This window comes from Lentilactobacillus sp. Marseille-Q4993 (assembly GCF_951230165.1).
GTDB lineage: Bacteria > Bacillota > Bacilli > Lactobacillales > Lactobacillaceae > Lentilactobacillus.
The window spans coordinates 16,057-33,051 of sequence record NZ_CATNVB010000027.1; the positions used below are offsets into that span (position 1 = coordinate 16,057).

11 protein-coding genes are annotated in these 16,995 nt (G+C 41.1%); 5 read left to right on the forward strand and 6 right to left on the reverse strand.

The genetic code is table 11. From position 1 onward, the window contains the following. Positions 1-134: 134 nt before the first annotated feature. On the forward strand, positions 135-2,645 hold the full coding sequence (locus QOW94_RS08615; RefSeq protein ID WP_283679969.1) for a KxYKxGKxW signal peptide domain-containing protein: 2,511 nt from the start codon (positions 135-137) through the stop codon (positions 2,643-2,645). Between the two features lie 158 nt (positions 2,646-2,803). Here the strand turns inward: QOW94_RS08615 and QOW94_RS08620 are convergent, their stop codons facing one another. Then, positions 2,804-3,565 (reverse strand): acetoin reductase, encoded by a 762-nt coding sequence (locus QOW94_RS08620; protein ID WP_283679970.1) that lies wholly within the window; start codon positions 3,563-3,565, stop codon positions 2,804-2,806. A 470-nt stretch (positions 3,566-4,035) separates the two neighbouring features. Here QOW94_RS08620 and QOW94_RS08625 point away from each other — a divergent pair, with 470 nt between their 5' ends. The 4 genes from QOW94_RS08625 (at position 4,036) to QOW94_RS08640 (ending at position 13,163) form a co-directional block, all read left to right on the forward strand. Further along, positions 4,036-7,587, forward strand: coding sequence for a PD-(D/E)XK nuclease family protein (locus tag QOW94_RS08625; protein WP_283679971.1), 3,552 nt, complete (start codon positions 4,036-4,038; stop codon positions 7,585-7,587). Then, a complete protein-coding gene (gene addA, locus QOW94_RS08630; protein ID WP_283679973.1) occupies positions 7,584-11,342 on the forward strand; it encodes a helicase-exonuclease AddAB subunit AddA in 3,759 nt (1,252 codons plus the stop codon). The genes QOW94_RS08625 and addA overlap by 4 nt, the downstream gene beginning before the upstream one ends. Before the next feature lie 83 nt (positions 11,343-11,425). After that, positions 11,426-12,007 carry a L,D-transpeptidase family protein gene (locus QOW94_RS08635; protein WP_283679974.1) on the forward strand — a complete coding sequence of 194 codons (582 nt, stop codon included), beginning with the start codon at positions 11,426-11,428 and terminating at the stop codon, positions 12,005-12,007. 10 nt (positions 12,008-12,017) lie between these two features. Further along, entirely contained in the window at positions 12,018-13,163 is a 1,146-nt protein-coding gene (locus QOW94_RS08640) for a trans-sulfuration enzyme family protein (protein WP_283679975.1), read from the forward strand. A 39-nt stretch (positions 13,164-13,202) separates the two neighbouring features. Here QOW94_RS08640 and QOW94_RS08645 read toward each other — a convergent pair whose 3' ends face one another. The 5 genes from QOW94_RS08645 to QOW94_RS08665 form a co-directional block, all read right to left on the reverse strand. Then, positions 13,203-13,994 carry an alpha/beta hydrolase gene (locus tag QOW94_RS08645; RefSeq protein ID WP_283679976.1) on the reverse strand — a complete coding sequence of 264 codons (792 nt, stop codon included), beginning with the start codon at positions 13,992-13,994 and terminating at the stop codon, positions 13,203-13,205. Between the two features lie 85 nt (positions 13,995-14,079). Beyond that, on the reverse strand, positions 14,080-14,271 hold the full coding sequence (locus QOW94_RS08650) for a hypothetical protein (RefSeq protein WP_283679977.1): 192 nt from the start codon (positions 14,269-14,271) through the stop codon (positions 14,080-14,082). Between the two features lie 41 nt (positions 14,272-14,312). Beyond that, positions 14,313-14,846, reverse strand: a complete 534-nt coding sequence (locus QOW94_RS08655; RefSeq protein WP_283679979.1) for a GNAT family N-acetyltransferase — start codon at positions 14,844-14,846, stop codon at positions 14,313-14,315. A 237-nt stretch (positions 14,847-15,083) separates the two neighbouring features. Continuing rightward, positions 15,084-15,281, reverse strand: coding sequence for a CsbD family protein (locus tag QOW94_RS08660; RefSeq protein WP_283679980.1), 198 nt, complete (start codon positions 15,279-15,281; stop codon positions 15,084-15,086). Positions 15,282-15,365: 84 nt separating this feature from the next. After that, the gene (locus QOW94_RS08665; protein ID WP_283679981.1) at positions 15,366-16,532 is read right to left on the reverse strand and encodes a thiolase family protein; all 1,167 of its coding nucleotides are present in this window, start codon (positions 16,530-16,532) and stop codon (positions 15,366-15,368) included. Positions 16,533-16,995 lie beyond the last annotated feature (463 nt).

Here is a 16,995-nt window from a genome sequence, read left to right on the forward strand (position 1 = left end):
AAATATCAGAAAACATATGATAAATTAACGCAGAGCTTAATGTTATTTAGAGAACAATCAATCATGCTATAATTAATTTGTAAACATATTGACCATTTATTAGTGTCTATTTTTTATCCTGGGGGGGATTTATGATGGAAACGAAGAAAAGATTCAAAATGTATAAAGCTGGTAAAAAATGGCTCATTGCCGGTATCGCATTTGCTGGTTTCTCATTGTATTGTGGAACGGCTCAAGCTGCAACAACAGATACAACCACACCGACTATTGCTACAGAGGCCAAGGCGGCTACACCAATTCAGACAGTTGATAACTCTGCAACTGAATCAGCTGACGCATCTGCAGTACCAGCAAGCACAACTACGACAGTAGATAATACTCAAGCACCCGCAAATGATTACAAATCAACGACCAGCACGGCTACTCCTGGATACACAGGCAATACCGCAACAGAAGCTAATAACACAAATGTGACAACGGCCACTAGCAACACATATGATACAAAGACCAATGCTGGCGATACGGCAACAGTCACGCCTGACACAACTAGCACGACTACTTCTGCGTATTCAGACAATCCAGCAACTGCTAATTCAGCTGCTAACACGAATGTGACAGCGCCTGCTGGGGACTCCGCTGTTACTAAAACTAATGCTGACAATACAGCAACGGTGACACCTGATACAACCAATACGGCCAATACAGAACCAACTAGCAACGCATATGATGCTAAGGCTTACGCAGCCGACACGCCACAGCAGTATTCCGCTGCTAGTGATAATGTCGCTGCTTCTGCCAATCATGTTGCCGATCCGAAAATCGACGAAAATACTGAGGGCATGACCACAGACACACTTCCAGAACCGACAGAAGATCAAGTTAGAAGTCAGATCACAATCATTGATCACGACACGAACCAAGCCTTATACAACAATTACGATCGGCTTGGTAAAGGATCTCCCATGTCTCCCATCAATAAGAATAATGCTCAGGCTGTCATTGACAGTCTTTTAGGCACTGGCTTTATCTATCTTGACCAATCAGTCAACAACGATAAACGGACTGAAGATGGTCAAGCAATCAATACCTCTAATGATTTCAAGATATATCTATACGTTCAGGTGCCTCAGGATAAGCCCACACCATCTAATGTCGCCGCAGGTTCTAATGCTGTTGAATGGGGCCCTAACGCTGGTAATTATGGCTGGCCACTTCGAGTAACCTATATTGTTGATAAAGACACTGGCGAGACAATCTTTCAAAGTTATGATCGGTTTGAGCCTGCTGGTCAACCTCAAGAATTAAAAGATTCTGATATGCAAGGCTGGCTCAAAAAATTAACAGGCCATTACAATTACGAAGGCTACGCTGTTAATAACGTGTCCGTTAAGCAAGGTCAAAACTACAGTATTGATACTGATCGAAATGGTCATATCGCGATTTATGTTTCTCGCAACCTCATTACAAGGTGGGACTTCATCGGTGGTATCACAGGCCGGATGTATGATGATGAAAATCAAACACCACAGTACAAAGACTGGCAACCAAGACTTGGCCTGCTAACCAAAAACGACCATGATGGTAGTGTTACTGAATACATCAACATTCCTAATGGTGAAGGTTATTATACAGGTACTTTCGTTCCTGAAGGATCTGATAAACCAGAATATGGCTTTGATATCGTCAATAATGCTAGCAAAAAAGGAACTTACTATTATAGCCTGACTGAAAAAGGCGCAGCATATGTCAAAGAGCAGTTGAAAGATAAATATGATTTTGGCACCAATTTAGGCGAACCACAAAGTTATGTTCAGATCTTACAAGGATATACCATTACAGTGTATTACAAGGATGTTGATAGTGGTGCCATAATTGGCAGTCAAACTATTAAGAACATTCCTAATACTAAATATGACATTCAAGCTCCTGAGATAAAAGGTTATTTCCCAGGTAATCCACAAGAAATTGTGGGTACCTTTACTAATAAGAATCAAGAATTCACAATATTGTATAAATCGGGACCAAAGCCAGAATTACCAGAGCCTGTTCAACCGGGTCCTGAAGAATATCCAAAGCCAGAATTACCGGACCCAGTTCAACCAGGGCCTGATGAATATCCAAAACCAGAGTTACCAGATCCTGTTTACCCAGATGGTTCAGAGACTGGTTCAACAACCGATAATCCTGATGATAATGGATCTTCTCAAGATAAGCCTGCTGAAAATATAGATAAACCTACTGAAAATGTAGATAAACCTGCTGAGAATACAGATAATCCAGCAAACAAAGAAACGACTACGAATACAACCAAAAATCCTGGCAGTGTTAAAAATAATGTAACTGATAAAAAAGCAACTAATCTTGATAATCGTGGAAACTATGCTGATTCTACCTTCAATCCATCAGTTACCAACTGGAGTACTGATTCATCTGCTAAAACAGATGACGCGTCTACTTCAATTGAAGCAGCTTCGTTAATCCCAGTTTCAGCTAATACTGATACCGAAACAGAAACCGAGACAACAGCAACTAAATTACCACAAACTGGTGACAAGAAGAATGCTGCAACTACAATTGTTGGCGCAATTATGTTAGTAATTTCACTCTTTGGTCTTGGAAAGATATTCAAGAGAAGGGAAAACTAGTAGTTACATCTAGGCAGGGATTACAAGAGAGATCTTAATGGTTTTCGACAACAGATATCGTAGAACTTACAAAGCAATCGTTAACAAATAAAGGTCAACCTCATTTCGAGGTTGGCCTTTTTGGGTGAATTCTATTTATTGGGTAGATAGGGTAAAGCTTAAGCGAAGTTAATCCCACCATCAACGATGATTGACTGACCAGTAATATAGTCCGATTTTGAATCCGCTAGGAATGAAACCAGATTTGCAACGTCCGCAGGCTCTTCGCCTCGACCTAAAGCAATTGATTCAATGTTCTTCTGCAAACTCTGACCAATTGGAACGTTGTAAATCTTAGCCATTTCCTTATCAATCTGATCCCACATTGGGGTTAATACAATTCCTGGGCAGTAAGCATTAACGGTGATTTTATCCTTAGCTAGTTCCTTTGCGGCAACTTGGGTTAAACCGCGAACCGCAAACTTAGTTGCAGAGTATGCGCCAAGTAGTTCAAAGCCCTCGTGACCGGCAATTGAAGAAGCACTGATAATTTTGCCGCCCTTACCCTGTTTCTTCATTTGATCAGCTGCGGCTTGAATTCCATAAAACGCGCCTTTGATATTAACATCCAGAATTTTGGAAAGGTCATCCTCACTAGTTTCTGTGATTTGACCAATTTTAGCAATTCCAGCGTTATTAACCATTACGTTTAGTTCCCCTAAATCGCTAACCACATGCTTAACTAAGTCAAAAACACTTTGCTTATCGGCAACGTCAACAAAGTAACCCTTTGAGTTGTTGCCAATATCAGTAGCGACTTTTTGGGCATTTTCCTCGTTTAGATCAGCGACAGCGACTGTAAAACCGTCTTGAGCAAGTTGGCGAACGATTCCCTCGCCAATCCCTTGACCACCACCGGTTACGATTGCAACTTTTGCCATGATAGTTCCCCCTGTAATAAAATGTTTTGCTTATAATTAACGTCATTAACTATAAGCTCACGTTCATTAAACCATTTTTATTTATTGTGCACAATTAAATGCTTTTTTATTATCGGGGAATAAAAAAGCCGGCAACAACCATGCCGGATTATCGTATTTAACTTATGTACCGCCTGGGTTGCCCCAGGCGTCTTTAGGAGTTGGAACTACCAATTGTTTTAAAGATATATTGGGGTAGATCAAGATATTTACTTCATCGTGAAGTGATATTGATAGTTCCAGAACAAGATCAATGCAAGCGAAAAGCCTTCATTAATTTTATCAAGTGGATGCTTTTTCAAACATCCATAAACTAATGATAAAACATTTCTATGATTCTTCAATAAAAAAGCACTTTCAGTTTTCCACTGGATAATAGTCTATATTTGTAACCGTTATGGTAACATTAAAGCATATGTGGGGTGATTTTGGTGACATTAAAATTTATAGTTTCCAAGGCGGGATACGATGGTAATCAAGAGATTGCGACCGCTTTAAAAACGGATATGATGGAAAAACCCAATGATCGATTTTTCTATTTAGTACCAAACCATATGAAGTTCGAATCAGAAATTGATACGCTGGCGAAGGTTGGCAATGGGGGTGACGTTACCGCTGAGTCTAACTTGCAGGTATTATCCTTTTCACGTCTTGCTTGGTACTTCCTTCGGGGAACGGCTGAGTATCAGCGCCAACGAATTTCACCGGCCGGAATAAATATGCTGTTGTACCAGGTTATCAATGACAGCAAAGATGATTTATTTCTGTTTGATCAAGAAGTCAATCATGCTGGCTTTTTGGATCAATTGTCGCGACAAATCACTGAGTTTCAATCCGGAAATGTTACGCCGAGTGATTTGTTCTCGATAACCAAATCGGACGCTGACCTGACCAATGATTTGCAGGATAAATTGCATGATTTCGGGATTATATATGACCGGTTTCAAACTGAGATTGAAAGTCGCTATTTCGATAACCATAACGGGCTTAACCTGTTAAGCGACTATCTAGACAGTCATGAGATTAAGGGAACCCACTTCTTTATTAGTAATTTTTCAAAGCTAACCGCACAGGAGCTTCGATTGGTTGAAACGCTAATCGTGAAAGGGGATTCCGTTACTGTTGGCTTAACCCTTGATAGGGCTTATCCAACTGACCTGCCAAATAGTGATAGCTTGTTTTATGCTCCCGCCAAGTTATTCCACCGCTTGTATCAGTTTGCAGCGGCAAACCAAGTTCCGTATTTAGGGACAACTGTAGCTGATAATCCTAGGGTGAATTCAGACTTATTAAGACTGGAACAATATTGGCAACAATCATCTTCGATGGAACAGATTACGGCTCCAAACAAAATTCAGGATGATTCCGTGCAAATCATAAAAACCGACAGCCGCTACACTGAACTTGATCAAGTAGCGACTAAAATCCGGCAATTAGTTGCAACCAAGGGATACCGTTACTCCGACTTTTTAATAGTTACGAGAAAATTGGCTGCATACCAGAATGTTTTACAACCCGTGTTTGAGAACGCTGAGATCCCCTATTTTGAAGATATTCAAAAATCAATGGCTGATCACCCACTAGTTGAACTGCTAGACGCACTATTTTCAATGGTCGATCCTAATCGCCGGCGCAATTACATGTATGATGACGTAATGAGATTTCTCAAATCGGAGTTGGTCTTGCCAAAGACAGATGACGGGTACCTCGAAATTGATGAGTTTAGACAAGATTTGGCGTTGGCTGAAAACCTGGTTTTAAAAAACGGCTTTGAGGATCAGAAATGGCTTCAATCTGACGACTGGCAGTACGTGTGGGTCCAAGATGGAGATGAAGAAGTACTGAAAACCGAAAGGAACGAACGATTATCCGCAAGGGTCAATGTTGTTCGGCATCTAATCAAAGATAACCTCCCTCGGTTTTATAAACGCTTATTTAAAGCTTCAACTAACACTGAAGCCGCCACGATTATCTATAATTTCCTGACTGATATGGGGGTTTTTGATCAGTTAGTGGCTTGGCGTGACCGCGCTAATAATGCCGGGGATATCAACCGGGCAGATCAAATTGAGCAGGTCCATAAAACGTTTGTTAATTTGCTAGATGAAATGGTTTCGATTTTAGGTGACCGGCAGTTTGTGGCTGATGATTTTTGGAACTTGTTATACTCGGGGTTTGTGGGGGCAACATACTCGTTGGTACCAACAACTCTTGATCAGGTTTCCGTTTCAGAAAGCGGAATGGTTCAGATGAATAACCGGAAAATCACGTTTATCATAGGGGCAACTGATGATAATATGCCAATGGTGTCAGTAAATGAGAGCCTGTTTGGTGACGATGATGTTAATCAGCTCGAAACGGTATTACCCGATGAAAAATATTTAAATGATCCAAGTGATGCTCAAATTGCCTTTGAGCCTTATTTGAATTACCTTAGCTTTTTAAGTGGTAGTGAAAAGCTTATTTTCACGTACTCAGAAGGTGAAGGCGAAGAGAATGCAATAAAGCTGTCTCCTTACGTTGCCAGAATTGCTAATTATTTCCATATCAAACCGGAGGAAGTAAGTTCGGTTCCGGCTAATAGTGATGACGTAGATAAATATATCGGTACGTTGAGAAGTAGTTTGCACCACTTGATTCAAGTCAGCCAAGCATCAGCTAAGGCCAATGAATCACTGGCTCCAAGCTGGCAGTACACATTAAATAAAATTAAATCTGATGGTCGGTATACCTTCCTTGTTGACCGATTACTAGCAAGTTTAGACTATAAAAATGAGGTTCATTCTCTGGACAAGGAAATAGTGACCGATTTATATAACGGTGAACTCAACATTTCTATTTCCCAATTAGAGTCGTTTTATCAAAACCCATATGAGTACTTCTTGCGTTATGGTCTCAAATTACAAGAACGTGATGAGTTCAAGCTGTCACCACAATCAACTGGGCAGTTCTTTCATGAAGCTCTTGAGCGGATTGTGGACAATTTCAGGCAGAACAAGATTGAACTGAGTGAGCTTGGTGACGACGAAATCAAGAAATTAGTTTCCGATACGGTTTCCACTATGGTGACTAATCCAGATAATTTTGCTTACGTTATCCTCCAAAGCTCGAATCGGATGAAATACATTACCAATGAACTTCAAAAAACGCTCATTCAAATGGTAACCGTTTTGAAGGAGCAGCAAACGCGAACACCGATGAGACCAAAGCAAACGGAATTAGTGTTTGGTCAACCTGGTGGCTCAAACCTAGCTGGACTTGAATTTGAATTACCAGATAATAATAAAATCCACGTTCGGGGACGGATCGACCGGATCGATGAACTAGATATTCCTGAAAAGAAGTACTTTGCGGTTGTTGACTATAAGTCTTCGGAGCGGGATTTTGATTTTTCTAAAGCATATTCTGGGTTATCGATGCAGTTGATGACCTATTTAGATGTGGTTAAGAAGAACCTCGATAAGTTGTCCGATAGTGATGAAAAGGCGTTGCTAGCTGGAGTTTTATATCTGCATATCAAGAATTCGATTGTAAAGCCGGAAGAATTAGCGAAGGATAAAATAAAGGGCGATATTAATAATTTTCTGTTAGATGACCATAGGTATAATGGATTGTTAGTTGAGGACATGGATTTACTGAAGCACGTAGATACATCGCATGATAAAGATAACCCGCTTTATCTGCCGTTTGCGTTGAAGAAGGATGGTACACCAACTGCAAAAAGTAGCCTAATTACTCCAGAGGACCTGGATCGCTTCTTAAACCATACCGAGAACTTGATTGTGGAGGCAGGTACCCAAATATTTAATGGAGATATTAAGTTAGCCCCATTTAAGGATGGGAAGGCAACCGCCCTGCAATTTTCGCCCTATAAATCAATCATGAACTTTGACCCATTGTTACCTGAAAATAGATATAACGTGATTGAAAAGTTAAAAGCTGAAGAAGTAATTGCTCGCTTGAAGGAGGAACATAAGGAATGAATTATACAGCCGATCAAGAAAAAGCGATAACTGAGCGCCCCCAAGGCAACATTCTGGTTTCTGCTTCTGCGGGCTCAGGGAAAACTAGGGTCTTAGTTGACCGAATTATTAATCTAATCGGAAACCATAACGTGAATGTTGACCAGTTATTAGTGGTTACATTTACCAATGCGGCCGCCAAGGAAATGCGGGAAAGATTAGCCAGTTCACTGCGAGAAAAGTACAACGAAGCTAGTGATTCCGCAGAAAAATCACGGTTATTAACCCAGATTCAAAAAGTTAATATTGCGGATATTACCACGATGGATTCCTTTTGTCAGAAGTTGGTTAGCCGATACTACTACGTTTTGGGAATTGATCCTAACTTTAGAATCTTGGCTGATACGACTGAAATGGAACTGTTACGCGAACAGGTTTGGGATGATGTGAGAGAAGAGCTGTACCTCAATGATGATGATGGTTCTTTTGCGGCCTTAACGGAAAACTTTAGTAATGACCGAAGCGATGATGGTTTAACTGAGTTGATTTTTAAGATGAATGATTTTGCTGGGGTTAATGATGATCCAGAGAAGTGGCTTCAGAGCGCAGCTGATTATTATGAGCTAGACAACGAGGAGATTGCTAAGAGTAGTTTCTTTAAACAGAAAATCCTTCCTGATATTTTGAGAAAACTAGAAAACCTGATGTCGCAATTAAAGTTGGCAAAGTCACTCTCTGAAGATGGCCAGAATGATAAGGATATTATCTTCTTTGCTGACCAAATCAAACTGGTTGAAGATTTAGGAGCTACATTACCTAGCTTGAGTTTTGATGAAATGAGAACGAGGCTGACCGACTTTAAATTAGGTAGAGCTCCAGCAATGAGCAAAAAGAACTCCGAACCTGAACAAATTGATATTCACAAGCGGTCACTGGATGTTTTGGGAGAGGCAAAAAAAGTTATTTCTAAGTATATTCTTCCTAGCTACTTCACTCTCAATGAAGATGACGCAAACCGAATCATGCAACTTTCAAAGAAACGCATCACCAAATTGATCAGTGTGGTCTTTGATTTCCGGCAAGCATACTCCAAGGAAAAACAGCGCCGTCATTTGATGGAGTTTAACGATATTGAGCATGCGGCTTATGACTTGCTGACTAGTACTGATGAGAAGGCAATCAAGGTTCAGGAGCGAATCAAGAGTCAGTATACTGAGATAATGACGGATGAGTATCAGGATAATAACCGGCTTCAAGATGCAATATTGAACCAAATCGCAAACCAGAACCGATTTATGGTGGGTGATGTGAAACAGTCGATTTACCGGTTTAGATTAGCAGACCCAACGATGTTTGTTGATAAACAGAATAGCTATGGGGATGCAACTAACGATAACGAGCTTATTACGCTGGCCGAAAACTTCCGGTCTACGGAGAATATCGCTAACTTTGCTAACTTGATATTTAATCAGGTGATGGATGAAGAACTTGGGGCGCTGAATTATCATGACCAGGCGCAACTTAAGTTTGGGGCAGAGTATTATCCAAAGGATTTAAACAGCCAAATTGAGGTAATGATCTATTCGCCTGACGAAGGAACAAAGCAACCAGTCAATGAGGACGAGGATGCGATTGAAGAGTCTAATGATGGCGAAGTTATAATGATTGCGCAGAAGATTCGAGAGCTAGTCGATAATCAAGAGCTGATTTATGATCGGGACTCTAAGCAGACCCGACCAATTCAGTATGGTGATATTGCGGTAATTTCTCCTACTAGGGGAAATGATTTGATGATCCTGGATCAGTTTGGTAGCTATTCGATTCCGGTTGTAGTTAACGGAGCAAGCAGCTACTTTAAGACGACGGAAATTCAGATTATGATGTCGCTACTTTCAATAATTGATAACCCGTACCAGGATATCCCCTTGGTTTCCGTTTTGAGGTCACCAATCGTGGGGCTTGATGAGAATGAACTAGCGTACTTGAGAATCAATAAGAATACTGGTGATTATTTTCAAGCGGTTCTGGACTTTTATAACCAACATGATTACGTCGAATCAAGTCAATATGCTGAGCGGTTGTATCCTAAAATCGAAACTTTTCTGAAACAACTGGATCACTTTAAGAATATTGCCCAACAGGATGGAATCGTTGATTTGATTTGGGCGATCTATAATGAAACTGGATTTTTGGATTACGTTGGTGGGATGCCATCAGGTCACCAGCGACAGGTCAATTTGCATGCCTTGTACGAAAGAGCAGCGGACTATGAGAACAGTGGTTTTAAAGGCTTGTTTAGATTTGTTCAGTTCATTAACAAGATGCAACAGCGTGATGAAGACCTTGAGAGCGCTGACGCCACCACGACGGAGGATGCGGTTCACGTAATGACGATTCATGGTAGTAAGGGGCTACAATTCCCGGTCGTCTTTTTGGGCGGAATGTCTAGGAGATTCAATAAAAGGGACTTAACTGGGAAATACATCATGAATGACCAATTTGGAATTGGGATATCCTATTTAGAAAACGACACGAGAATGATATTTGATCCCCTTCAAAAACCAGTTATAAAGTCGGTTACTAATAACGCTAGTTTGAGTGAGGAAATGCGAAAGCTTTATGTAGCGATTACCCGGGCGGAGCAGCGGCTTTACGTTGCTGGCCATTCAAATGCCAACAAACCGGTAATAATTGATGATTTGATTGAGAAATGGCGTTCCGTGGTTGATCCAACCCAACTAGTAATTCCGCTCTCGGCAAGGGAAAACAGTAGCACATATATGGATTGGATTGGCGCCGCAATTGCTCGGCATCCGGCCGTTACGGAAGCATATGGATATGAACAAGACCGAAAGTTCTTAGCTGATGATAAGGCTAAATTTAGTCTAACTTTGAAAACTGAGAGTGATATCAAGAAAAAAGCGACCGAATTGCTTGGACAACAAGTGGAGACTAGCAATTGGGTAGAGGATACGCTGGCAGCTAGTCTGAATGTTGACAAACTCGATAATGAAATGAATCAGGCTCAAATTGACAGGGTATTAACTTTTAAATATCCCTTCCAAGCAGCAACTCAGACTACGGCCTACCAATCAGTTTCTGAAATTAAGCGAGCATTTGACGATTCGGATAATTTGCGGATGGCCGCAAACCCAAGCTTGAAAATTGGTGACAGTCTTCATGCTAATAGGGTGTTAAGCAGTAGTTTGCCAACGCCAAAATTCATGCAACAGGAAACGGGTAGAAAACCACAACCAACTGAAATTGGAACGGCGACCCATTTGCTGCTCCAGCAGATTGCAATTGATCATAAGCCGACTGAAGATGACTTTCAGGAGTTGCTAGCTAAGCTGGTCAAGCAGGGGGCGATCGAAGAATCTGTTGCCCAATACATTGATATTCAGGATGCTGTTGCTTTCTTCGATACGGAAGTTGGGCAACGGGTAATTGCTAATCCAACTAATACGTTCCGTGAAGTTCCGTTTTCGTTATTGATTCCAGCGGACCGAATTTTCGTTGACCTTCAGGGTGATTCAGACCAAAAACTACTGATTCACGGAATTATCGATGGCTATGTGATTGCTGACGATGGGGTTTATCTGTTTGACTATAAGACGGACCATATTACTCCCAAACACGGGGTGGAGGATGTTGTTGATCGTTATCGTGGTCAAATCAACCTGTATGCTTTGGCTTTGGAGAACATCCTTAGTAGCCAAATTACTAATAAGTCGTTATACCTAATTTCTAAGCATGAATTGATAAGTATCGATTAAGGGCACTATGTGATAATTTATCTATTTGATGAAATGCGTTATTATCTAGTTAATGCTTTTAAATAATTTAAGGTGAATGACGGATGAAGAAAAAAATACTCGCCGTTATTGCGACGCTCAGTTTGATTGTGCTTTCCGCATGTTCAAGTCAGGGAAAAGCAAAAAATCAGAGTGATAATAATGGCCAACCGAGAACTGAACAAAAACAAGAAGCTCAGTCCCCACAAATAAATTGGACAAAACCGTCTGAGGATAAGCCATACCCGAAAATTACTCCTAATAGTGGGCGGTATCTGCGAGTTTCAATAGCTCAGCAAAGAGTATTTGTAATGAGCCATGATAATAATGTTCTGTACACGATGTATGCATCAACTGGGAAAAACGACTCAACTCCAAAAGGAAGCTTTCAAATTCAGCCAGAACATGGTAACTTTTTCTATAACCAATCTTCTGGTGAGGGTGCAAAGTACTGGACTTCGTTTAAGGATCACGGAATTTATCTATTTCATACGGTCCCGACTGACGAATATGGCCGGTTTATTAAATCGGAAGCTAGACAGCTTGGTAAGGAAGCTAACTCTCATGGGTGCGTTCGGTTATCGATTCCAGATGCAAAGTGGATCAATCGAGCAGTACCAGTAGGGACAAAAGTTATTATTAGTTAGGAGAGGTTTTATGGTTAAGTTCAATACGTTGTTAGTCCGCGGCGGTGCGGTCGATGATAACAACACTGGGGCGGTTAATGTCCCAATTTACAATTCATCAACTTATCGTTACCCTCACTTGGGAGACCAAGTAGAGTACGATTATGAACGGTCGGGAAACCCGACTAGAGCAGCGGTTGAAAAGGTCTGTGCTGAGCTAGAAAACGGTGACCGTGGATTTGCATTCTCTAGTGGGATGGCAGCGATTCATGCAGCCCTAGCTCTTTTTAAGCCAGGTGACCATATCCTTATTGGGGATAATATTTATGGTGGTACGTTTAGACTAATTAATGACTTTCTTAAGCCCCGTGGTGTTGAATTTACTGAGGTCGATACAACTAGTCCGGATGAAGTAGAGGAAGCAATTCAGGACAATACTAAGGCAATTTATTTTGAAACATTGACTAACCCGCTACTTAGAGTTTCTAGTGTGAAGGATATTGCTGCGGTTGCCCATGAAAATGGTTTGTTGACCATCGTGGATAATACGTTCTTATCACCTTACTTACAACAACCGCTTAACTTGGGTGCTGACGTGGTCGTTCATTCTGCTACCAAATATTTGGGTGGCCATTCAGATTTCGTTGCCGGAATCGTTGTCACTAAGACACCTGAGCTTAGTAAGCAAATTTACGATGTTCAAAATACGATTGGTGCGGTGTTGGCTCCCCAAGAAGCTAACTTATTAAGACGAGGAATCCAAACTCTAAATTTGAGAATGGATCGTCATCTTAGTAATACTCAAAGAATCATTGAATACTTAGAAACTAGTTCAAAGGTTGCTAAAATCAATTATCCAACTGTTGATAAAGAGTCTGCTGATTATCAAATCGTTGAAGATGAAACAAATGGGGCTGGTGGCGTTCTTTCGTTTGAGCTCAAAGAAGGACTCGATGTTAAGAAGTTCGTCAATAATCTTCATCTGTTTATCCTTGCGGTTTCACTTGGAGCGGCTGAAAGTTTGATTGAAGTACCTGCCTTCATGTCTCACTTTGAAATTCCAAAGCCTGAACGGCTTGAAATGGGAATCAAGGATGAATTGATTCGGGTTTCAGTTGGCTTGGAAGATGCTGATGATTTGATTGCGGATTTGGAACAAGCGTTCAAACTGATATAAAAAAACGGATTCCAAAATGGAATCCGTTTTTTGTTTGGGCTAATTTAGATATTTATCGAAAAAGGCAAGGGTTGAACCAATCGCATCATCGAAGTAGGCATTCCCGTGACGGCCACCTGCCAGCGTCATTATCTCAGTTGGGACATTGAACGCAGTGGCCTGGGCGAAGATATCAAACACACCGCTCATTGGGACTAGTTCATTTAACGAATTAGCAATCATCATTGGCCCAGTAGTGGTGTCGATGCGGTATGCCGGGGATGCCTGCTTTAGTTTGGCAGTATCTCCGCCTACGTAATTCAAGACAAACCACTTGTAATAGGGGTCATTTGAACCATCCTGATCGATTTTGTCACTAGGAGTATTTGGGTCAGGGGCATCTTTCTTGGATGCAACGATGTTTTGATGCTGAGCGATCCATTTATCTAGGTCAATGATTCCCGACCATGATGCAATTGGGATATGGCGGTTGATTGCAAGTTCGATTGCTAAATTCCCGCCAGCGGACATACCCAGTGCCCCGATTCGTGCCTTATCAAATTGATAATCACTGGCCACTATCCAGTCGTACACGGTCAGTACGTCCTCTTGGGCAGCTGGATAAAGATAGTCGGGGGCAAGTCGATAATTTGGAACGAAGACGAAATAACCCTTGTTACTAAGATATTCCGCAATTGTAGCCTGCTTTTTCTTATCTCCTTGATACCACCCGCCACCATGAATGAGGATAATTGCCTGCTGATTTGCAGTTTCTACGTTGGGTTCGTACACGTCTAGAGTTTGTCCTGTTTTTGAATCGTAGATGATATCGTTGGTAATGTTTGCTGCCATTGTTATCACTCCCCGTATTTGTTAGAGCCATTATATTGCCAAACGTAAAAAAATGCAGAAAAAAAGACCGCCGTGGCGATCTAGATTATGATACGAACGTTAGAGTAACGAAAATCACCAACATAATAGCAATAATTGCCGAAATAGCGATCGATGATTTTGTCCAGAAACGTTGATTTAGTTTGGCTAGTAAAAACATAACTGCTAGCAAAAAAACGGTGCCAATCCCGTACATAATTAGTAGGGCCAAGCGGACATGAAGATCAGATTGAAGCATGTTCATTCACCTCTACATGGATTCTAACCAATAACGGTAGATTAATCAATTAGTAGTTGGTACGCGAACCGTGGGGTTTGTTTGCCTGGCTTTTCTTCCATGTATATAACGCCACGCTTTTCAAACCCATTTTGCTTGATAACCTTTTGCATTCCTAGGTTATCTGGGTGAGTATCAATTCGGATATCTTTATAGCCAAGAACACTGGAAATAGTGATTAGACCAGTCATCATTTTTTCTGATAGGTGTTGCCCTCTGAAACCAGATGACATGGCAATTCTATGGATTGCGGTGTAGCGTGCTTCCACCCCGTTGACCCAGTCGCCATCATGGATGTTAAGGTAGTTAATATCTAATCCTTGGTGTAGTGCGGCTGTGGCGGCGATTTTGCCGTCGATTATCAATACGTAGGTAATACCGAATTTAAGGTCTTTTTCAAGGTCCTCTTCGGTTGGGTATCCGTCCTGCCACTGATCAATTCCTTGATCCTTCAGGAATCCCTTTGCGTCAGCGATAATCTTTTTGATCTCTGGCAGGTCGTTGTTGTTTGCTTGCCGTAAGTATGTTGTTGTCATTTGCTGGTAACACCCCTTTTTGAAATAACTAATTATAATCATTAGTAAAAACACATTTGAAAAGTATAAAGCAATTAGTTTTCAACTTCAACTATAATATAAAAATTTGAGCGTGTTAACTAAGGGATGTTTTTTGATGGGCAGATATCCTTATTTGTATAGAAAAAAGGCTACGTCAACTTCTCTTTTGAAATTAACATAACCCTTTCGTATTGATGTTTATTTAGTTGTGAATGACTATTCGCCATCCTTCTTATCCATAAAATCGTTTACCTTTTCAGCAGCCTTGTCCTTAACTTCTTCAGCTTTGTCCTTAGCTTGGCCTGCAAGATTTTCTACTTTACCCTTTAACTTCATGCTTTCGTCGTCGGTTGCTTCACCAGCGCCTTCTTTAACTTTGCCCTTTACTTGTTCGGCTTTGTTCTTTAAACTCATTTGATCCACATCCTTTCTCTTTATACCCTTATGTTAACTAGTTTGTTATCAAAAGGTCAAAAATAAAGATTGTGAATGTAATGGCTACAGCTTCTTGATTGCAATAGCTGCACCCATGCCACCGCCCATGCATAGTGAGGCAATGCCATAAGTTTTGTTAGTTAGATTTAAATTATTGATTAACGTTGAAACGATTCTGGCACCTGAATCACCTAACGGGTGACCAAGAGCTAAACCACCACCCAGAATGTTGAGTTTCGCAAAATCGATATGAAGATCACGAGCGACAGCAACAACTTGAGATGCAAAAGCTTCGTTGATTTCGAATAAGTCGATGTCACTAACTTCCATTTTTAAGTTATCTAGTAGTTTGCTAATGGCGTAGTAGGGAGCATAACCCATATAATTAGGGTCGGTTCCAACTTCTGTGTATCCAATTATTTCGGCCGTGGGTGTAGCGGCTGTATCAATGTCTGCCAGTTTCTCGTCCGTGGTGAGCAATAGGCCGGCCGCACCGTCGTTCAATCCGGCTGCGTTCCCTGCCGTCACCGTTCCGTTTTCTTTGAATACCGGTTTGAGACCAGCAAGTTTTTCTAAACTAGTGTCGAACCTAACTGATTCATCGGAGGTCATGTTCGTTCCCGCGATGTTAATTGGAATCAATTCATCTTTAAATGATTCATCGTTGATAGCCTTTTTAGCTAGAACGTGGGATCGGAGGGCCAGTTCGTCTTGCTCCTCACGGGATACGTGGTACTTTGCCGCTACGTTTTCAGCTGTGATTCCCATGGGTTGGTTAGAGAATGCATCATCTAAACCATCCTTACTTAAGCCGTCTGCTAGGATTTGATTACCAAACTTGGTACCCTTTCTTCTATTGAGATCGTAGAACGGGACGTTTGACATACTTTCAGTTCCACCCGCAAGGATAAGCGAAGCCTCATTCAGTTGAAGAGCTGAGTGAGCTAGGTGGATAGCCTTCATACCAGAGCCACAAACCTGATTTACGGTGAATGCGGTTCTAGAATTTGGAATATTGCTGTTAATAAGAATCTGGCGGGCGGGGTTTTGACCATTTCCCGCTTGAATCGCATTGCCAAAGATAACTTGGTCTATTTGGTTTGGAGTTGTTTGGTTCAGTAACTCTTTGGCGACCGTAGTTCCAAGTTCAACTGCTGAAAATGAGCTAAGCTTTCCGTTGAGTTTGCCGATGGGGGTCCTCTTTGCATCGAGGATCAGCGTTTTAGCCACAATGATGACTCCCTTTCTATATATAGTGCTCAGTACAGTATACAGAGTTTAGCACTTTATTTGTTAGCTTTTGTTTTCTCCTTAACGGTAATTTACGATTATTTGAAAATAAATTCAAAAAGTTGTTGACGTGGAGGTGAATAGCTAGTAATATTTAACTCGTTGCTTAACAGCGATGACCAAGATATACCAATTCAGATTAAAACTTCTTGTTGACATTTGAAATTGAGCGTTATATAATAATTATCGTTGCTTAAAAGCAAGACGCATCAAGCGGTTGCGACGAACACGACGTGTTCGGACGACAGCGAAGATCATCTTGGCAACAATGTAGGCCTTTGAAAACTGAACAAAATTTTCGACAAACAAATGTGTAGGGTCCTCCAATCATTTATGGTTGGAGACAAACATTTGCGAAGTCAATTCGTGAAATAATCAATAAAACAAATAATCATGAGCTAAC